Origin of the sequence: Pseudomonas sp. D3, from assembly GCF_029320995.1 — a bacterium.
In the GTDB taxonomy this organism is placed as follows: Bacteria; Pseudomonadota; Gammaproteobacteria; order Pseudomonadales; family Pseudomonadaceae; genus Aquipseudomonas; species Aquipseudomonas paraveronii.
Genome location: NZ_CP119772.1, coordinates 621196 through 639150, shown reverse-complemented (window position 1 = coordinate 639150; position 17955 = coordinate 621196). Strand labels below are relative to the sequence as shown.

Sequence of the window (17955 nt, the reverse complement as noted above, 5' to 3'; positions counted from 1 at the left end):
GGCCGCCTCACTCACTGCATTCCACACGTTCGGTTGATGCCCTTTTTTCGGGGCAGGGCTTACCCATGCCCGAATTCGGACAGCACCTATTTTCCGGGAACGGTCACCATGCGTTTGAACATGCCCGCCAGGCCAGGCCACGGGCCCCTGACACACCCTCGATTGCGGCTAACGACGCGATGCCTGTTACTGCTGAGCAGCGCTCATGCCCTGGATGCCCACGCGGCGGAGCATGTCGCCTTCAACCCGGCCTTCTTTGCGGATCGCGCGGGCGGCCTGCAGGTCGATATTTCAAAATTCAGCCAGGGCAACATTGTGCTGCCCGGCAGCTACCGCGCCGATGTCCACCTCAACGGCCAGTGGATCGGGCGCGAAACCGTGTCGTTCGCGGCGGTTGAAGGCCAGAGAACCGCGCAGTTGTGCCTGGCGCGTGAGGCGCTGCTCAGGTTCGGCGTCGACCTGGACGCGGTCGACCGGCAATCCGCCCAAGCCGGTGTCGCAGCCCCCTCACCGTTTGCCGACTGCGCCGACATTGCCACCTACCTGCCGGGCGCCAGCAGCCCATTCGACGCCGGCGAAAACCGCCTGGACCTGCAGATTCCGCAGATCTACCTGGCACGCAAGGCGCGCGGCTATGTCGACCCGCGCCAGTGGGACAGCGGCATCGATGCCGCCTTTGTGCGCTACAACGCCAATACCTTTGCGACCCGCACCAACGGCCGCGCGCTCAGCTCCCATTATCTGGGCCTCAATACCGGGCTTAACCTGGGCGATTGGCATTGGCGCCACAACGGCAGCTACAGCCAAACCGACAGCGCCTCGGGTTATCAAAGCAACGCCACCTACGTGCAACGCGACGTAAGCCCGCTGCAGTCACAACTGATGGTGGGCGAGATCCACACCCCGGGCGAGTTATTCGACAGCGTGCGCCTGCGCGGGGCCAGCCTGTTCAGCGATGACCGCATGCTGCCAGACTCCCAGACCGGCTTTGCGCCCGTCGTGCGTGGCATCGCCGAGACCAACGCGCGGGTCAGCGTGCGCCAACGCGGCGTGTTATTGGACGAGGTCTCCGTCGCCCCCGGCCCGTTCGTGCTCAATGACTTGTTCCCAACCGGCTATGGGGGCGACCTGAACGTCACGATCACCGAAGCCGACGGGCGTCGGCGTGAGTTCGTCGTGCCGTTCGCCGCCAACGCCAACCTGTTGCGTGCCGGCTATAAGCGCTACTCGGTGAGTCTCGGCCAACTGGATGAAATTGGCGTGCGCCACCCTCCCAAACTGCTGCAGGCCACCTACCAGCATGGCCTCAGCAACCTGTTGACCGGCTACACCGGCGCGGTGCTGGCCGACGACTACAGCTCGCAACTGGCGGGTGCGGCATTCAACACGGCGTTTGGCGCGCTGTCTTTGGACCTGACCCACTCCAGCGCTCACCTGAAAGGGCACGGCTTCCTTGAGGGGCAAAGCCTGCAGATGCGCTACAGCAAGAACTTCGCAGACACCGGCACCCACTTTGCGCTCGGCACCTACCGGTATTCCACCGAAGGCTTCCTGAGCGTGGCCGACGCGGCACGCGTGCGTGGCCTCGCCATCGACGGGCTGCGCGTCGACAGCCTGTCGCGGCTGCGTGACCGGATGGATATCAGCCTCAATCAGAGCCTGGGCGTCGGCACGGTGTACCTGACCGGTTCCTCACAAAACTACTGGAACCGCAAAAGCGCCAACCTGACCTTCACCGCCGGTTACAGCGGTGCCTGGAAAGGCATTCACTACACCCTCAGCGCCCAGCGCAGCCGTGACTTGCTGAGCGAACGCGTCGACAAGCAAGTGGACTTGACCCTGAGCCTGCCCCTGGGCAACGGCCCACGCTCGCCGACCTTGACCACCACGGCCTATCGCGGCGATCAAAGCAGCGGCGAGCGCGTGACCCTCGGCGGCAGCCTGGGTGAACGCAGCGCGTTCAGCTACGGCATCGGCGCCAGCCAGACGCACGGCAGAGGCAACGCCAGCAGTGCCGACATGAAATACCAGACCGGCCAAGGTGTGCTTTCCGCCAGCGTTGGCCAGAGCAGTGCCTACCGTTCGGCATCGTTCGGCATGACCGGCGGCATGGTCGCGCATGCCGGCGGCGTGACCTTCGCGCCGGAGTTGGGCGATACCGTCGGCATCGTCCAGGCGCCCGACGCCGAGGGCGCACGGATCAACGGCAACCACAGCGCTCAAATCGGCAAGCGCGGTTATGCCGTGGTCCCCCACCTCACGCCGTACCGCCGCAACGTCGTCGAGTTGGACCCCAAGGACCTTTCCGTCGATGTGGAGCTCAAGAGCGCCGCGCAAAACGTCGCCCCCCGCGCCGGTTCGGTGGTGAAGCTGCAATTCGCCACGGTCAGCGGCCTGGCCTTGTTGATCACGGCCCTGAGCGAGGATAGCAATCCACTTCCCTTTGGTTCGGATGTCTTCGATGAAGACGGCGCCAGTGTCGGCATTGTCGGGCAGGGCGGTAAGGCGTTTGTCCGTGTGGCGCGCCCGCAGGGGCAGTTGACGGTCAAGTGGGGGGCCAATGCCGGGGGCATATGTCGGCTGGACTACGACCTGGGTACGCAATCGACGGCTAAAGGCGCGAACCGCCTGCGCCATCTGAACGCGGGCGCCTGCAAAGGTGGTGCGGGCGGTTGATCCGGCGCAGGCAAGCGCCCTACTTTTTATGGCGGGACTGAAGATGAAACACTCCACAAACCTCGTTTCAATACTGCTCGTGCTTGGCTTGCCAATCGCGGCTCAAGCGGCGTGCGAGAGCTATCCTCCTGACGCCGAGCTTGGCCTCTCCCTCCCGGCCGTGATTACCGTCCCCGACAGCCTGCCGCTGGGAAGTGTGATCGCCCAACAAGCATTCAGCGGCTCTGTGCCTGCCCTCTTCTACAATTGCCGCACCGGCACCCCAGCTTCGGCCTTCGGGCGCTATGCAAGACCGTTGGACCCGACAACCGGGTCCTATCCGACCGAGGCACCGGGGGTTGGCATGCGGCTGCTCATCAGCGACGCCCGCCCATCGACCAGTGCCTATGCCATCGAAAGTTTTTCCGGTGCCGTCGTGCCTCCCGGAAGGCACCCCTCCTTCACAAACGCGAAGGTGACCCTTTACAAAATCGGGCCGGTAACAGACGGGGTCGTGCCTGCCGGAACTATCTTTGAATACAGACTGCACGGCCCCTGGGGTTACTTAGGCCGCTTTAGCCTGCGGCTCAACAACTCGGTACGCTTCGTCAGACCCGCCGCCACCTGCGATCTGGCGGCCGGTGACGTCAACCGCACGATCTCGCTGGACCCGGTTCAAGTCAGCGCCTTCCAAAATGCCATCAGCGCAGGCGCGCGCGACTTCGAGTTGACGGCGAACTGCAGCGACGCCACCCACGTCACCTTTCGGCTCGCCGGCACGCCCGCCCCCGGGAACGACGCGCTCTTCGCCAATACCGGCAGCGCCGGTGGCATCGGGCTGTGGCTGTATTCGCGGATCAATGGGGTGGCCCAGACGATTAGCGCCAACGGCACCGATAGCAGCCGCACGCTGGTGGTTTCCGACAACCGTGCGGTCTTGCCACTCGGCGCCGCCTATCACCAAAACGGCGCGGTCAGCCAAGGCACGCTCGCCAGTACCGCCACCGTCAACATTACCTATAACTGAAACGCCGGAGATTACCCGATGAACATCCGCACGCTGCCGCGACTGCTGGCAATCACTGCTGGCCTCAGCGCCCATGCGGCTCAGGCCGCAACCACAGGCACCTTGAACTTTGTCGGCCAGGTCAACGCCGGTACCTGCAACCTGGCGGCCGGCGATCTGAACCGTACCCTCACACTGCCGACCATCAAGATCGCCGACTTTGATGCAACGCCCTCCACAGGCGCCTTCGATTTCGAGATATCGGCCGACTGCGAATCGGACATCCGCAACGTCACGTTCCTGTTCGCGGGCAGCGCCTCGACCGGCAACGCCGTGCTGTTTGCCAATACGGGAACCTCAGGCGGCACGGCCCTTTGGCTGCTGCACCGCGCGACACCCGGTTACACCATCCCCGCCAACGGCACCGACGCCCAGCGCAGCCGCACGGTGGAGACCAGCAGCAACAAGGCGGTGTTGCCACTCACAGCGGCGTACCATAAAACCGGCGCAGCGGTCACCCAAGGCACCCTGGCCAGCGCCGTGACGGTGTCGATCACGTACAACTGACCGGCCCATTATGCGCACGTAAAAAAACGCCCGACCTTCACAGGCCGGGCGTTTTTTATGTGTCCCGAGTAGATCAGGACTGACTGGATGGCGTCGGGGTTACCGACGCTGCAGTCGGTGCAGGCGCAGCAGTCGGCGCGGTTGCCGAGTTGGCGCTTGAAGCGCTGGGCGCCGGGGTCGCAGGCTTGGCGGCCACGGCCGGCTTCGCTGCTGCGGGCTTCTTCGCGGCTACCGGCTTCTTCGCGGCGGCAGGTTTGGCCAGCGCTGGCTTGGCCGCAGGTTTGGCGGCAGCCGGTTTAGCGGCGGGTTTGGCTGCGGCCTTGGCGGCAGGTTTAACGGCCGGCTTGGCAGCGGCTTTAGCGGCCACTGGTTTAGCGGCAGGCTTGGCCGCCGGTTTAGCCGCCGCAACTTTCGCAGCCGGCTTGGCAGCCGGTTTAACCACGGCTTTGGCGGGCGCTTTGGCCGCAGGTTTGGCAGCCGGCTTGGCGGCGGCTTTAGCCAGTGGCTTGGCGGCAGCGGTTTTAGTCGCTGGCTTAGCCGCAGCAGCAGCCTTCACCGGCGTCACTTTGGCACCGGTGAGTTTTTCGATTTGTTTGGTCAGCGTGTCAACCTTGCTGTGCAGTGCCTTCACTTCACTACGGCTAGGAACACCCAGTCGTGAAATGGCACTGTGGAGACGTTTGTCGAAAGCCCCTTCCAATTCGCCCCATTTATCACTGAGTTTCGACTTGGCGGAACCTGCAGTCGCTTTGGCTGCATCCACTTGTTTGCCGACGGTGCTCTTGGTCAACTTCTCGGCCTTCTCGCCGTCTTTAACCAATGTCTCGAAGAGTTTGCTGCCGTCACTGTCGATCTTCGAGTAAACGCCTAAACCAGCCAGCCAGATCTTGCGGGAATATTCTTCAACTTTCCCGACCCACGAGCTGCCTTCTTTCTGAGTAGTCTTTTTAACAGCCATCCCGATGTCTCCTTAGTGTTTACGCGCGACACGTTCGAGCAATGCCGTCAGCTCTTCGAGCTTAGCAGAGAGTGTCTCCACGTCATGTTTAGACGCAATGCCGATTCGATTCAAGGCACTTGCAACACGCGTGTCAAAAGCTTTTTCAACTTTATCCAGTTGAACTTCTACCCGACCTTTGACGCTGGCGATATTACTCGTTACTTGGTCAATCTGACTGTTGGCCGCATCAAGTTGTTCAAGTGCAACTTTTTTGCCTTTACTTTCAACATGTTGACCGGTCTTAACCAGCTCTTTGAAGTACTCGCCGCCCTCGCTTCCGACCTTGGCATAGACCCCTAGGCCTGCCAGCCAGATCTTGCGGGCATAGGTTTTAACGTCGTCCAGGGCGTGGCTCGGGGCGTCGATTTTTTTCTTCAGGATAACTTTGGCCATGATGCACCTCACGTAAAAAGGGTGGAGGAACGGCCCGCAGAAGTTGAGGGCGTGGGCACAAAGTAGGCAGAAAAATTAGAATCGGCACCCTAAGAACAGCGGGATCAGGCCAAGGCTTTATCCAGGGCTTTCTCGATTTCAGTCTTGATGGTGCCACTCATGGCCGACATCAACAGGCCCAGTTCCACATCAATACGCAACAGATCATCGGCGACCAACACCGTGCCTTTAACCCCCGAACGCTTGAGGTTCAACGTATCGCCCGACCACGAAGGCTGCAGGCCATATTGATCCTGGAGTTTCTGTGCCAGCTTCTCGGCCTTCGCCCGTGCGCCTTCTTTACCCAGGGAATGCGCACGTTCAACAGTGATACGGGCCATTGCAATGACTCCTCTTTATAACGACTTGAACACCTGCCATGCGGCAAAAGGTCTCGGTGAGCACCTATCTTACCTTCAGCCTTGCCAAGACAAAGCAGGCCTTGGGGATTATCATGTCCCGCATTCAATTTTGGTGACAGCGATATGACTGATCAGCGCAAAGGCAGCGATGCCGAACCCACCACTCACTTCGGCTTCAAGAACGTCCCGGAAAGCCAGAAAGCGGAAAAAGTCGCTGAAGTGTTCCACTCCGTTGCGGCCAAGTACGACCTGATGAACGACGTGCTCTCCGGCGGCATGCACCGCCTGTGGAAGCGCTTCACCATCGAGTTGTCGGGTGTACGCACTGGCAACCGCGTGCTGGACATCGCGGGTGGTACCGGCGACTTGGCGGCCAAGTTCTCCAAGCTCGTCGGCCCGACCGGCCAGGTGGTGCTGGCGGATATCAACGGTTCGATGCTCAAGGTCGGCCGTGATCGCCTGCTCGACAAAGGCGTGGCCGGCAATATCGAATTCGTCCAGGCCGATGCGGAAAAGCTGCCGTTCCCCGACAACCATTTCGACTGCGTGACCATCGCGTTCGGCCTGCGCAACGTGACCCACAAGGAAGACGCGATCCGCTCGATGCTGCGCGTGCTCAAGCCCGGTGGCCGCCTGCTGGTGCTGGAGTTCTCCAAACCGACCAACGCGCTGATGTCCAAGGTCTACGACACCTACTCGTTCGCCTTCATGCCGTTGATGGGCAAGCTGATCACCAACGACGCCGAGAGCTATCGCTACCTGGCCGAGTCGATCCGCATGCACCCCGACCAGGAAACCCTGAAGTCGATGATGGTAGACGCCGGTTTCGACCGCGTGACCTACCACAACATGACCTCAGGCATCGTCGCCCTGCACCGCGGCATCAAGCCCTGATGCTGTTCCAAGGCCTGCTCGCCAGCGTCGAACTCGGTGTCAACCGGGTGCTGCGCCTGGACAGCACCGCCCTGGCGCGGCTCGCGCACTTGAACGGCAAGATCATCGCCGTCGACTGCACGAGCCCGGCCTTGCAGCTGTTTATCCTGCCCAGCGATGAAGGCCTATTGCTCGCGACCCAGTGGGCCGCCGAGGCCGACTGCACCCTGCGTGCGCCGGCCTCGAGCCTGTTGCACCTGGCGCTGAGCCGCAACAAGACCGCCATCCTCCACAGCCCCGAAGTAGCGCTGGAAGGCGACAGCGCGGCGCTGATGGACCTGGCCGCCGTGCTGCAAGACCTGGAACTGGACTGGGAATACGAACTGTCGCGCTGGATCGGCCCCGTGGCCACCCAGTTGATCAGCGGTCACCTGCGCAGCCGCACGCGCTGGTACCAGCAGGGGTTCGCCAGCCTCAACCAGAACCTCGCCGAATACCTGAGCGAAGAATCGCGCACCCTGGTCGGACAACGGGAAGCGCAAGCGCGCTTTCGTGAACTCGACAAGGCCAAAATCGACCTGGAACGCCTTGAGGCCCGCTTCGAGCGCCTGAGCCGTTCCCTTGATCCAAGCGATAACGCATGAAGCTGCTCGCCGTCCGCCGTTTGTTCCGTATCCAGCGCGTCGTCATCCGCTACCGCCTCGATGACCTGCTGTTCGCCCTGCCCTTGCCGTGGTTCCTGCTGGCCGTGCGTTACGTGCTGCCGTGGCGCTGGTTCCCACGCAAGCCACTGGACCTGAGCCGTGGCACGCGCCTGCGCCTGGCCTTGCAGGATTTGGGGCCAATCTTTATCAAGTTCGGGCAGATCCTCTCGACCCGTCGCGACCTGTTGCCCGAAGACATCGCCGACGAGCTGATGCTGCTGCAGGACCGCGTGCCGCCGTTCGATTCGCAGCAATCGATGAAGCTGATCGAAGAGCAGTTGGGCAAGAAGATCAGCGACGTGTTCAGCCGTTTCGACGTCGAGCCCCTGGCTTCGGCCTCGGTGGCGCAAGTGCATGCGGCGCAGCTCAAGACCGGCGAAGAAGTGGTGGTGAAGGTGATTCGCCCAGGCCTCAAGGCGATCATCGGCCAGGACCTGGCGTGGCTGTTCATTCTCGCCCGCGCCGCCGAACGCTTCTCCGCCGACGCGCGCCTGCTGCACCCGGTGGACGTGGTCGCCGACTACGAAAAAACCATCTACGACGAACTCGACCTGCTGCGCGAAGCGGCCAACGCCAGCCAGCTCAAGCGCAACTTTGAAGGCTCACCGCTGCTGTACGTGCCGCAAGTGTATTGGGACTGGTGCCGCCCTAAAGTGTTGGTGATGGAGCGCATCTACGGCGTGCAGGTCACCGACCTCGCGACGCTGACCGACCAGCGCACCGACATGAAGATGCTCGCCGAGCGCGGCGTCGAGATCTTCTTCACACAGGTGTTCCGCGACAGTTTCTTCCACGCCGACATGCACCCCGGCAATATCTTCGTCAGCACCATCAACCCGTGGAGCCCGCAGTACATTGCGATCGACTGCGGCATCGTCGGCAGCCTGACCCCGGAAGACCAGGACTACTTGGCGCGCAACCTGTTCGCCTTCTTCAAGCGTGACTACCGCCGCGTGGCGCAGTTGCACATCGATTCGGGTTGGGTGCCCGCAGAAACCAAGCTCAATGAATTCGAAGCGGCGATCCGCACCGTGTGCGAGCCGATCTTCGAAAAACCGCTAAAAGACATTTCCTTCGGCCAGGTACTGATGCGCCTGTTCCAGACCGCGCGGCGCTTCAATATGGAAGTGCAGCCGCAGTTGGTGCTACTGCAGAAAACCCTGCTGAACATTGAAGGCCTGGGCCGCCAGTTGTACCCGGACCTCGACCTGTGGAACACCGCCCAGCCGTTCCTCGAACGCTGGATGCGCGAACGGGTCAGCCCGAAAACCCTGCTGGGCAACCTGCAGAGCCAGGTGGAGCAACTGCCGCACCTGGCCAACATGACCCGCGACCTGCTGGAGCGCATGTCCCAGCCCCACGCCAAGGACCCGGCGCCGCCGTGGCACACGCGCAAGGACGACTGGTTCCTGCGCCTGCTGGGCGCCGCGCATCTGGTCGGCGGGGTGATGCTGGCCATCGGCGGGCCGCTGAACCAACTGGGCCACTGGCCGGCCGGTATCATGGTCGCCGTGGGTGTTTATCTGATCGTGCGTCGGTAGCCAATCCGGTTATACACTGTCGCAAATTGCCGGAGCCGAAGATGAAAGACTGGCTGGACGAGATCAAGTGGGACAGTGACGGCCTGGTGCCGGCCATTGCCCAGGACTACAAGACCGGGCGCGTGCTGATGATGGCCTGGATGAACCGCGAGGCGCTGAGCCTCACCGCCGCTGAGCAGCGCGCCATTTACTGGTCACGTTCACGTGGCAAACTGTGGCGCAAGGGTGAAGAGTCCGGGCACGTACAAACCCTGCACGAGATACGCCTCGACTGCGACGCCGACGTGGTGATCCTCAAGGTCGAGCAGATCGGCGGTATCGCCTGCCACACCGGCCGCCACAGCTGCTTCTATCGCGTGTTCGAGAACGGCGAGTGGAAGGTTGTAGAGCCGGTACTCAAAGACCCGCACGCCATTTACTCGGCAGGACACTGAACATGAGCGATACCCTGAACCGTGTGGCCCAGGTGCTGGAAGACCGCAAAGGCGCGGATGCCGAAAGCTCCTACGTCGCCAGCCTGTACCACAAAGGCCTGAACAAGATCCTGGAAAAGCTCGGCGAAGAATCCGTCGAGACCATCCTTGCTGCCAAGGATGCCGAGATCAGCGGTGACTGCAGCGATGTGATCTACGAAACCGCCGACCTGTGGTTCCACAGCCTGGTCATGCTCGCCCAACTGGGGCAGCATCCGCAGGCCGTGCTGGATGAACTGGACCGTCGCTTCGGCTTGTCCGGGCATGTCGAAAAGGCCTCGCGCCCGTCCGCCTGAATAACTTTTACAGAGGAATTGCAGCATGGGCATTTTTGACTGGAAACACTGGATCGTTATTCTGGTGGTAGTCGTTCTGGTATTTGGCACCAAGAAACTGAAAAACCTCGGCACCGACGTGGGCGAGTCGATCAAGGGCTTTCGCAAGGCCATGAACGACGACGAAAAGCCGGCCGACCCCGCCGTCAACCCGGCGCCACCGGTCCAGCCTGTGCACCCCCAGGCGGCCCAGCCGATCACCGAGCGTCGGACCTTCGACGTGCAGGCTGAAAAAGTTGAAGAGCCGATCCGCAAAGACTCGTGAGCACTGACTAATGTTTGGTATCAGCTTCTCTGAACTGCTGCTCGTCGGCCTCGTGGCCTTGCTGGTCCTGGGGCCGGAACGCCTGCCCGGTGCCGCGCGCACGGCTGGCCTGTGGATCGGGCGCCTGAAACGCAGTTTCAACGCCATCAAACAGGAAGTTGAACGGGAAATCGGCGCCGACGAAATCCGCCGCCAACTGCACAACGAACACATCCTGTCGTTGGAGCAAGAGACGCGCAATATTCTGACGCCGGTGCAGGAGCAGGCCAAGCCGGTGGCGCCCGTGGCCGAGCACAGCATCGCGCCCACGCCCGCAGTTGAAGCAACGCCCGCCACCCCGACCACGCCAACCGAGCCAGCGCCGGCGCCCATCGCGGCGCCTGCTCCCCATGACCCTACATTGCCGCCGCGAGCCCCATGAGCGCTGATAAACCGGAAAACGACCAGCACATGCCGCTGGTCTCGCACCTAACCGAGCTGCGTACCCGCCTGCTGCGTTGCGTGGCGGCGATCTTCGTAATTTTTGCCGGGCTGTTCGCCTTTACCCAGCAGATCTACACCTTCGTCTCCACGCCACTGCGCCATTACCTGCCAGCGGGCGCGACGATGATCGCCACCGACGTATCGTCGCCGTTCCTCACGCCGCTGAAGCTGACGATGATGGTCTCGCTGTTCCTCGCGATCCCGGTGATCCTGCACCAGATCTGGGGCTTTATCGCCCCCGGCCTGTACAAGCATGAGAAGCGCATCGCAGTGCCCTTGCTGGTGTCGAGCATCCTGCTGTTCTACACCGGCATGGCGTTCGCTTACTTCCTGGTGTTCCCGCTGATCTTCAAGTTCTTCGCCGCCGCCACCCCGGCCGGCGTTGAGATGATGACCGACATCACCAGCTACCTCGACTTCGTGATGACGCTGTTCTTCGCCTTCGGCGTGGCCTTCGAAATCCCGGTGGCCGTGGTGTTGCTGGTGTGGATCGGCGTGGTCAACGTGCAATACCTGAAGAAGGTCCGCCCCTACGTGATCATCGGCTGCTTCGTGGTCGGCATGATCCTGACCCCGCCGGACATCTTCTCCCAGACATTGCTGGCCGTGCCGATGTGGATGCTGTTCGAGATCGGCATCCTGTTCAGCAGCCTGATCACCAAGCGTGGCGAACACCCCGACGACCAAGCCGCCGACGACAACGACCAGCCGCCAGCAACCCAGCCGTGAACCTGCTGCTGCTTGAAGAGGCCGACTTTATCGCGGCCGACCGGGTGATCCTGCGTGACCGGCGCCTGGTGCATATGCAGGACGTGCACCGCGCGACGGTGGGCGACAACCTGCGGGTCGGGCGCATCGGCGGGCTGATGGGCAATGCACAACTGCTGCGCCTGGAAGCCCACGAAGCCGAGTTGCAAGTAGCCTTCGACCTGCCGCCACCGGCCAAACTGCCGCTGACCCTGTTGCTGGCCCTGCCCCGCCCGAAAATGCTCCGCCGGGTGCTGCAAACCGTCGCCGCCATGGGCGTGCCGAAGGTAGTGCTGCTCAACAGCTACCGCGTGGAAAAGAGCTTCTGGCAAACCCCCTTCCTGGAGCCCGAGGCGATTCGCGAGCAATTGATCCTCGGCCTGGAGCAGGCGCGGGACACGGTGCTGCCCGAGATCATCATCGAAAAACGCTTCAAACCCTTCGTCGAAGACCGCCTGCCCGCTCTGACCGCAGGCACCCTTGGCCTGATCGGCCATCCCGGCGATTACCCATCCTGCCCGCGCGGGCTGGATGAGCCGGTGACCTTGGCTATCGGCCCGGAAGGCGGCTGGATTCCCTACGAGGTCGACCTGCTGACCAAGGCAGGCCTGCAACCGGTGCAACTGGGTGCACGCATCCTGCGCGTGGAGACCGCCGTCACCGCCCTGCTCGCCCGGCTGTTCTAGCCACCCTATTCCTACAGATTTTTCATGCGCCGCCGATAACCTTCGAATAATTCCAAGCCTTGCTCTAGGGGAGTTCGCAGCATGTATCGTTGGTTAGCCGAAAAGCTGGGGAATGTCAGCGTCAACCACAAGCTGGGCGTAGGCTTTGGCCTGGTGTTGCTCCTTACCTTGTTGATCACCTTCACCGGCTGGACCGGCCTGGGCGATGTGACCAGCCGTGGCGACAAATTGGGGTATATCTCCAGCCTCAATGTCTTGACCAAAGACCTGCGTATCGCCCGCCTGGACTATGAAATGCGCCGTGGCGAACAAGGCACGGCAGCCGTCAGCGACCTGCTGAACCGGCTGGACAGCGGCATGAAGACCGCCCGTACACTGATCGAAAACCCCACGGACATCGCCCTGGTCGATGAGCAATTGGCCGCCGTGGACCAATACAAACGCGCATTCAGCGATATGGCGCAAGCCGGCGCCAACCGCGAAGACGCGCGCAGCAAGCTGGGCAATACCGCCGACAATGCCGTGCTCAAGGTGAATGAAGTCGAGAAGTCCCTGCTGCAAGGCGACAGCGTCACCCAGTTCAATAGCGTGGTCGAACTGAGCAAGCTGATCCAGCAAGCGCGCTTCCAGGTTCGCGGCTACACCTACAGCGGCAAGGTCGAGGCTGAGCAACCTGCGCTCGACGCCATCGACAACGCCCTGAAGAAGATCACTGAACTGCAAGGCGCATTGCCGGCGCAATACCAGGCGGACCTGCAACAGGCCAGTGTCTCGCTGCAAGCCTATCGCGCCGCTGTCAGCCAGTTCCGCGACTCCCAGGTGGCCACCGCCGTCGCACTCAAAACCATGAGCGCACAAGGCGATATCCTGCTGAGCCGCAGCGATAAACTCACGCTTTCCCAGACCGCAGTGCGCGACACCGATGCCGCCCAGGCCAGGTACCTGCTGCTGCTCGCCACCGTACTGGCATTGATCTTTGGCCTGGTGGCCGCCTGGGCGATCACGCGCCAGATCGTCATCCCGCTGAATCAGACCCTCAAGGTGGCCGAGCGCGTTGCTTCGGGCGACCTGAGCCACGACCTGACATCCACACGCCAGGACGAACTGGGCCAACTGCAACGCGCCATGCAAAGCATGACCGTGGGCCTGCGCGAACTGATCGGCGGCATCAGCGACGGCGTCACCCAGATCGCCAGCGCCGCCGAACAATTGTCGTCGGTCACCGAGCAGACCAGCGCCGGGGTCAACAATCAGAAAATCGAGACCGACCAGGTCGCCACCGCCATGAATGAAATGGCCGCGACCGTGCAGGAAGTTGCGCGCAACGCCGAGGAAGCCTCCGAAGCGGCCTTGGTGGCGGACCAGCAGGCCCGCGAAGGCGACAAGGTGGTCGGTGAAGCCATCGCCCAGATCGAACGCCTGGCCACTGAGGTCGGCAACTCCACCGAGGCCATGGGCCATCTCAAGCGCGAAAGCGACAAGATCGGCAGCGTGCTCGACGTGATCAAGTCGGTGGCCCAGCAAACCAACCTGCTGGCGCTTAACGCTGCGATTGAAGCGGCACGAGCCGGTGAAGCCGGGCGTGGCTTCGCGGTGGTGGCCGATGAAGTGCGCAGCCTGGCTCAACGCACGCAAAAATCCACGGAAGAGATCGAAGAGCTGATCGGCGGCCTGCAAACGGGCACCCAGCAGGTGGCAACCATCATGGACAACAGCCGCGGGCTGACCGACAGCAGCGTCGAGTTGACTCGCCGCGCCGGCAGCGCCCTGGAAAACATCACCCGCACCGTGTCGACCATTCAGGCGATGAACTCGCAGATTGCCACCGCCGCCGAGCAACAAAGCGCCGTGGCCGAAGAGATCAACCGCAGCATATTGAACGTGCGCGATGTGTCGGAGCAAACGTCCTCGGCCAGTGAAGAGACCGCCGCCTCCAGCGCTGAACTGGCGCGCCTGGGCATCTACCTGCAAACCCTGGTTGGGCGCTTCCGCATCTGACCGGCGCTGGGCGGCGAGCCATCCGGGTCGCCGCACTTCAGCAACTTGTGAAATTTCCTACGCACTTATCAGCCCGCCCTCACCCCAAATCGATTTAGCGTTTGCATGGTTGCGCAGCGCTTTTTCAGATTTGGAGGTTCACCATGTTTCCTCGGCTGACCCACTTGCTGGTCAACGCCAGCGTCCGACTCAAACTCGCCCTGGGCTTTGGCCAGGTGCTGATCCTCAGTTTCATCATTGCCATGACCGGCTGGCAGGCCTTGAATGCCGCCCTGTTCCGCTCCAGCAACCTGACGGTGCTGGGCCAACTGGCGGCCGACGCCGAGGCGATGCGCGCCGACCGCATCGTTTACCGCACCCTCACGGACACCGCCAGCCTGGGCAAAATGACGCAGCAGATCAAAAAAATCGATCAGCATCTCGACTACCTGTCACAGCACGTCATTGATCCGACCGACCTGCAGCGCCTCAAGGAAGCGGAGCGTCTCGTGGCCAGCTTCAAAGCGGCGCTAATGGAATTGCCGCCCTTGATCGAACAGCGGGAAAACACCCGGCCGCCGCTGCATAAGATCGCCCTGCAAGCCAGCGATACCCTCGCGCAACTGGCCAGCGAACTGCCTGACCAGCAAGACCAGCAGGCCCTCGACGCTATAGAGAGCCTGCGCCAAGCCATGGAACAGGCCGAAGATCGCGCCCAGAGCCCCGCCTGGGCCGCCGAGTCGCTGCAAGCCTATGCCGAAGCGGTGGGCAAGACCCTCGACGCCCTGGATATCGCTCAAGCCGCCGTCACAAGCCTACCCGTCGACTCTGTCGTGCTCACCACGGATCTGGCCACCTACCGCACCTTGCTGATCAAACTCAAGGAGACCCAAGTCACCGCCGAAACCGCGCAGAACCGCTTTGAACAGCAACTCAACCAGTTGCTCGAACAAAGTGACCTGGTGAGCCAGGGCCAGATCCTCAAACGCGACCGGGAAGCGGAGCACACCCGAACACTGCTGGTCAGCGTCACGCTTGCCGCTCTGCTGCTCGGCGCCCTGGCCGCCTGGTGGATCGCCCGGCAGATCACCCTGCCGTTGCGTGAAGCCTTGGTCGCCGCCAACCGCATCGCAGCGGGCGATTTAAGCGAAAACCCCGCCGTGGAGCGCCGTGATGAAATGGGCCAGTTGCAGCAGAGCATCGGGCAGATGATCCGCAACCTGCGCGGCCTGATCAGCGGCATTGGCGACAGCGCCCGGCAAATCGCCAGTGCGGCCACGCAGTTGTCGGCCGTCACCGAACAGACCCGCGCCGGCGTCAACAATCAAAAGGACGAAACCGATCAGGTCGCCACGGCAATGAATGAAATGCTCGCCACCGCCCAGGAGGTCGCGCGGCATGCCGAACAAGCGTCGATCGCGGCGAGTGAAGCCGACCAACAGACCCGCGTCGGCGACAAGGTGGTTGCACAGGCCGTTGAACAGATCGGCCACCTGGCCAGTGAAATGGCCCTCTCCAGCCGAGCAATGCTGGCGTTGCAGCAAGAGAGCCAAAAGATCGGCAGTGTGCTGGACGTGATCAAATCAGTGTCCCAGCAGACCAACCTGCTGGCGTTGAACGCCGCCATCGAAGCCGCGCGCGCGGGCAGTGCCGGAGAAGGCTTTGCGGTAGTCGCCGATGAAGTGCGCAGCCTGGCCCGGCGCACCCAGGCGTCGGCCGAGGAAATTGAAGAACTGATCCTCAGCCTGCATTCCGGCACCCAACAGGTGGCGGACATCATGGACAGCAGTCGCAGCCTGACAGACAACAGCGTCGGCTTGACCCGCGACGCCGGCGACGCCCTGGCGGCGATTGCCCGCACGGTGTCGGTCATCCAGGAAATGAACCCGCAGATTGCCGCCGCCGCCGAGGAACAAAGCGCGGTGGCCGAGGAGATCAATCGCAGTGTGTTGAAGGTGCGCGATGTGTCCGAGCAAACCGCCGCCGCCAGTGAAGAAACGGCGGCAGCGAGCGCTCAGTTGACCCAGTTGAGCCTGGACCTACAGACGCTTGTCAGCAAGTTCCGACTTTAACGCTTCCATAGTGTGAGCGTGATTACAGCACCTGGCGCAGGAAGGCCTGGGCGCGCGGGTCTTTCGGCGCATCGAAGAACTCGGCCGGGGACGCGTCTTCAAGCAGCTTGCCATGGTCGAAGAACAGCACGCGGTCCGCCACTTCACGGGCAAAGCCCATTTCGTGGGTGACACAGACCATGGTCATGCCTTCCAGGGCCAGGGTTTTCATGACGTCAAGCACTTCGCCGACCATTTCCGGGTCGAGGGCCGAGGTGGGCTCGTCGAACAGCATCACCTTGGGTTCCATCGCCAGCGCACGGGCAATCGCCACCCGCTGCTGCTGGCCGCCGGACAGCCGCGAGGGAAACTCGTTGGCCTTTTGCGCAATGCCGACCTTTTCCAGCAACGCCAGGGCCTTGGCTTCACGCTCTTTCTTGCCACGCTTGCGCACGACTTTTTGCGCCAGGCACAGGTTCTCCAGCACCGTCATGTGGGGGAACAGGTTGAAGTGCTGGAACACCATGCCGACTTCGCGGCGATAGGCGTTCACGTCGGTTTTCGGATCAGCCAGTTGCAGCCCGTCGATGCTCACCGAACCCGAATCGAACGCTTCCAGGCCATTGAGGCAGCGCAGGAAGGTCGACTTGCCCGAGCCAGACGGACCGATCACCACCAGCACTTCGCCCTTGGCGACCTGGGTGGTGACGTGGTCCACCGCGCGCACCACTTGGCCACGGGTGTCGAAGACTTTTACCAGATCGCGGACTTCAATCACTTTGCGCGAGCCTCCGCTCAAGCCGGCTGGCCATTTTCGACAGCGGCAGGTTGATCAACAGGTACAGGCCTGCCACGCAGAACAGGATTTCAAACGGCGAAAACGAGGTGGTGATGACTTCGCGGCCGCTCTTGAGCAACTCGGTAATCGCGATCACCGACACCAGCGAGGTGTCTTTCACCAGGCTGATAAATTGCCCGGCCAGGGGCGGCAGCACGCGCTTGAGCGCCTGCGGCAGCACCACATGGCGCATCGACTGGCTGGCACTCAAGCCCAGCGAGCGCGCGGCTTCGTTCTGGCCTCGGGTGATCGATTGCACACCGCCTCGGACGATTTCCGCCACGTAGGCCCCGGTGAACAGCGACAGCGCAGCGATCGCGGCAAACTCCCGGGACAGGTTGAGCACCGTACCGATAAAGAAATAGAAAATGAAAATCTGCACCAATAGCGGGGTGCCGCGCACCAGTTCGACGTAGATCGTCGACAGATCGCGCAAGGTCGGGTTGCTGGACAGCCGGCACAAACCCGTCGCCAGGCCGATCGCCAAGCCCAGGACCCCGGACACCACGGACAGCCACAAGGTGGTCCATAAGCCCCACATCAATGGCCCCAGCGCCCACTGCCGGGTCACGCCCACTACATCGCCTTCGGCCACGTCATCGCCACGTGCGACTTGCAGGCTGTTGTCGGCCACGGTGAGCTTTTGCTCGGTGCCCGCATCGTTGCGCAGGGTGACTTCAGCCACATCGCCTTTGCGCACCAACTCGACAACGGTGGACACATCCGCCGCGCGCTGGGACGTTTCGGCCTGATAGGCGAAATATTGCGGCACGCGGTTCCAGCGCCATTCGTAGGACATCAGCGACGTGGCGTAGTACAAGGCGCCCGCCAGGCCGACCAGCACGACCACGGTCAGCAGGTGCCAGGGCCATTGGGCTTTTTTCTGTTTCATTTCAGGTTCCGGGATGTGTGTCGCCTGTCATACCGCCATCGCGAGCAAGCCCGCTCCCACATCTCGAC

At 62.3% G+C, this 17955-nt stretch carries 19 protein-coding genes; 14 read left to right on the top strand and 5 right to left on the bottom strand.

All coding sequences use genetic code 11. The features are described from left to right. The first annotated feature begins 108 nt into the window (after window positions 1–108). From P3S72_RS02735 to P3S72_RS02725, 3 genes are read left to right on the top strand one after another with little or no spacing between them, the layout of a single operon-like run. Entirely contained in the window at window positions 109–2676 is a 2568-nt protein-coding gene (locus P3S72_RS02735) for a fimbria/pilus outer membrane usher protein (RefSeq protein WP_276195927.1), read from the top strand. A gap of 43 nt (window positions 2677–2719) precedes the next feature. After that, window positions 2720–3682, top strand: coding sequence for a fimbrial protein (locus tag P3S72_RS02730; protein ID WP_276195926.1), 963 nt, complete (start codon window positions 2720–2722; stop codon window positions 3680–3682). An 18-nt stretch (window positions 3683–3700) separates the two neighbouring features. After that, a complete protein-coding gene (locus P3S72_RS02725; RefSeq protein WP_276195925.1) occupies window positions 3701–4228 on the top strand; it encodes a fimbrial protein in 528 nt (175 codons plus the stop codon). Between the two features lie 73 nt (window positions 4229–4301). On the opposite strand, the gene P3S72_RS02720 is transcribed toward P3S72_RS02725, so the two are convergent. From P3S72_RS02720 to P3S72_RS02710, 3 genes are all read right to left on the bottom strand, one after another. Continuing rightward, on the bottom strand, window positions 4302–5186 hold the full coding sequence (locus P3S72_RS02720; protein WP_276195923.1) for a phasin family protein: 885 nt from the start codon (window positions 5184–5186) through the stop codon (window positions 4302–4304). Window positions 5187–5198: 12 nt separating this feature from the next. Further along, complete coding sequence (locus P3S72_RS02715) at window positions 5199–5621, bottom strand: phasin family protein (protein ID WP_247397023.1); 423 nt, start codon at window positions 5619–5621, stop codon at window positions 5199–5201. Window positions 5622–5725: 104 nt separating this feature from the next. Beyond that, window positions 5726–6001 carry a polyhydroxyalkanoic acid system family protein gene (locus tag P3S72_RS02710; RefSeq protein WP_247397021.1) on the bottom strand — a complete coding sequence of 92 codons (276 nt, stop codon included), beginning with the start codon at window positions 5999–6001 and terminating at the stop codon, window positions 5726–5728. Window positions 6002–6145: 144 nt separating this feature from the next. On the opposite strand from P3S72_RS02710, the gene ubiE reads away from it, so the two are divergent. The 11 genes from ubiE to P3S72_RS02655 all read left to right on the top strand — a co-directional run bounded on the left by ubiE (window position 6146) and on the right by P3S72_RS02655 (window position 16178). After that, a complete protein-coding gene (gene ubiE, locus P3S72_RS02705) occupies window positions 6146–6916 on the top strand; it encodes a bifunctional demethylmenaquinone methyltransferase/2-methoxy-6-polyprenyl-1,4-benzoquinol methylase UbiE (protein WP_106577513.1) in 771 nt (256 codons plus the stop codon). Beyond that, complete coding sequence (locus tag P3S72_RS02700) at window positions 6916–7539, top strand: SCP2 sterol-binding domain-containing protein (RefSeq protein WP_276195921.1); 624 nt, start codon at window positions 6916–6918, stop codon at window positions 7537–7539. The genes ubiE and P3S72_RS02700 overlap by 1 nt, the downstream gene beginning before the upstream one ends. Beyond that, window positions 7536–9140: a ubiquinone biosynthesis regulatory protein kinase UbiB gene (ubiB, locus tag P3S72_RS02695; protein WP_276195919.1), complete on the top strand. Its 1605-nt coding sequence runs from the start codon at window positions 7536–7538 to the stop codon at window positions 9138–9140. The genes P3S72_RS02700 and ubiB overlap by 4 nt, the downstream gene beginning before the upstream one ends. A 41-nt stretch (window positions 9141–9181) precedes the next feature. After that, the gene (gene hisI, locus P3S72_RS02690; protein ID WP_017849884.1) at window positions 9182–9574 is read left to right on the top strand and encodes a phosphoribosyl-AMP cyclohydrolase; all 393 of its coding nucleotides are present in this window, start codon (window positions 9182–9184) and stop codon (window positions 9572–9574) included. Window positions 9575–9576: 2 nt separating this feature from the next. Continuing rightward, window positions 9577–9909, top strand: a complete 333-nt coding sequence (locus P3S72_RS02685) for a phosphoribosyl-ATP diphosphatase (RefSeq protein WP_276195918.1) — start codon at window positions 9577–9579, stop codon at window positions 9907–9909. A 25-nt stretch (window positions 9910–9934) separates the two neighbouring features. Continuing rightward, on the top strand, window positions 9935–10213 hold the full coding sequence (locus P3S72_RS02680) for a twin-arginine translocase TatA/TatE family subunit (RefSeq protein ID WP_276195917.1): 279 nt from the start codon (window positions 9935–9937) through the stop codon (window positions 10211–10213). Between the two features lie 10 nt (window positions 10214–10223). Next, window positions 10224–10634 carry a Sec-independent protein translocase protein TatB gene (gene tatB / locus P3S72_RS02675; protein ID WP_276195916.1) on the top strand — a complete coding sequence of 137 codons (411 nt, stop codon included), beginning with the start codon at window positions 10224–10226 and terminating at the stop codon, window positions 10632–10634. Continuing rightward, window positions 10631–11425 (top strand): twin-arginine translocase subunit TatC, encoded by a 795-nt coding sequence (tatC, locus tag P3S72_RS02670; RefSeq protein ID WP_247402944.1) that lies wholly within the window; start codon window positions 10631–10633, stop codon window positions 11423–11425. The genes tatB and tatC overlap by 4 nt, the downstream gene beginning before the upstream one ends. Beyond that, window positions 11422–12129, top strand: coding sequence for a 16S rRNA (uracil(1498)-N(3))-methyltransferase (locus tag P3S72_RS02665; RefSeq protein WP_276195915.1), 708 nt, complete (start codon window positions 11422–11424; stop codon window positions 12127–12129). The genes tatC and P3S72_RS02665 overlap by 4 nt, the downstream gene beginning before the upstream one ends. 81 nt (window positions 12130–12210) lie before the next feature. Beyond that, window positions 12211–14127, top strand: coding sequence for a methyl-accepting chemotaxis protein (locus tag P3S72_RS02660; RefSeq protein ID WP_276195914.1), 1917 nt, complete (start codon window positions 12211–12213; stop codon window positions 14125–14127). Between the two features lie 143 nt (window positions 14128–14270). Continuing rightward, a complete protein-coding gene (locus P3S72_RS02655; RefSeq protein WP_276195913.1) occupies window positions 14271–16178 on the top strand; it encodes a methyl-accepting chemotaxis protein in 1908 nt (635 codons plus the stop codon). A gap of 22 nt (window positions 16179–16200) precedes the next feature. On the opposite strand, the gene P3S72_RS02650 is transcribed toward P3S72_RS02655, so the two are convergent. Together P3S72_RS02650 and P3S72_RS02645 are read right to left on the bottom strand one after the other, a co-directional pair. Continuing rightward, window positions 16201–16935: an amino acid ABC transporter ATP-binding protein gene (locus P3S72_RS02650; RefSeq protein ID WP_276195912.1), complete on the bottom strand. Its 735-nt coding sequence runs from the start codon at window positions 16933–16935 to the stop codon at window positions 16201–16203. Next, a complete protein-coding gene (locus tag P3S72_RS02645; RefSeq protein WP_247402931.1) occupies window positions 16928–17887 on the bottom strand; it encodes an amino acid ABC transporter permease in 960 nt (319 codons plus the stop codon). Before P3S72_RS02645 ends, P3S72_RS02650 begins: the two co-directional genes overlap by 8 nt. Window positions 17888–17955 lie beyond the last annotated feature (68 nt).

Bases quoted from the DNA above. Each gene is read 5' to 3' on its own strand.
- P3S72_RS02710 (WP_247397021.1), bottom strand. From the start codon at position 6,001: ATGGCCCGTATCACTGTTGAACGTGCGCATTCCCTGGGTAAAGAAGGC.
- tatB (WP_276195916.1), top strand. From the start codon at position 10,224: ATGTTTGGTATCAGCTTCTCTGAACTGCTGCTCGTCGGCCTCGTGGCC.
- ubiB (WP_276195919.1), top strand. From the start codon at position 7,536: ATGAAGCTGCTCGCCGTCCGCCGTTTGTTCCGTATCCAGCGCGTCGTC.
- P3S72_RS02720 (WP_276195923.1), bottom strand. From the start codon at position 5,186: ATGGCTGTTAAAAAGACTACTCAGAAAGAAGGCAGCTCGTGGGTCGGG.
- P3S72_RS02645 (WP_247402931.1), bottom strand. From the start codon at position 17,887: ATGAAACAGAAAAAAGCCCAATGGCCCTGGCACCTGCTGACCGTGGTC.
- P3S72_RS02715 (WP_247397023.1), bottom strand. From the start codon at position 5,621: ATGGCCAAAGTTATCCTGAAGAAAAAAATCGACGCCCCGAGCCACGCC.
- P3S72_RS02735 (WP_276195927.1), top strand. From the start codon at position 109: ATGCGTTTGAACATGCCCGCCAGGCCAGGCCACGGGCCCCTGACACAC.
- P3S72_RS02725 (WP_276195925.1), top strand. From the start codon at position 3,701: ATGAACATCCGCACGCTGCCGCGACTGCTGGCAATCACTGCTGGCCTC.
- hisI (WP_017849884.1), top strand. From the start codon at position 9,182: ATGAAAGACTGGCTGGACGAGATCAAGTGGGACAGTGACGGCCTGGTG.
- P3S72_RS02730 (WP_276195926.1), top strand. From the start codon at position 2,720: ATGAAACACTCCACAAACCTCGTTTCAATACTGCTCGTGCTTGGCTTG.
- ubiE (WP_106577513.1), top strand. From the start codon at position 6,146: ATGACTGATCAGCGCAAAGGCAGCGATGCCGAACCCACCACTCACTTC.
- tatC (WP_247402944.1), top strand. From the start codon at position 10,631: ATGAGCGCTGATAAACCGGAAAACGACCAGCACATGCCGCTGGTCTCG.
- P3S72_RS02700 (WP_276195921.1), top strand. From the start codon at position 6,916: ATGCTGTTCCAAGGCCTGCTCGCCAGCGTCGAACTCGGTGTCAACCGG.
- P3S72_RS02680 (WP_276195917.1), top strand. From the start codon at position 9,935: ATGGGCATTTTTGACTGGAAACACTGGATCGTTATTCTGGTGGTAGTC.
- P3S72_RS02685 (WP_276195918.1), top strand. From the start codon at position 9,577: ATGAGCGATACCCTGAACCGTGTGGCCCAGGTGCTGGAAGACCGCAAA.
- P3S72_RS02655 (WP_276195913.1), top strand. From the start codon at position 14,271: ATGTTTCCTCGGCTGACCCACTTGCTGGTCAACGCCAGCGTCCGACTC.
- P3S72_RS02660 (WP_276195914.1), top strand. From the start codon at position 12,211: ATGTATCGTTGGTTAGCCGAAAAGCTGGGGAATGTCAGCGTCAACCAC.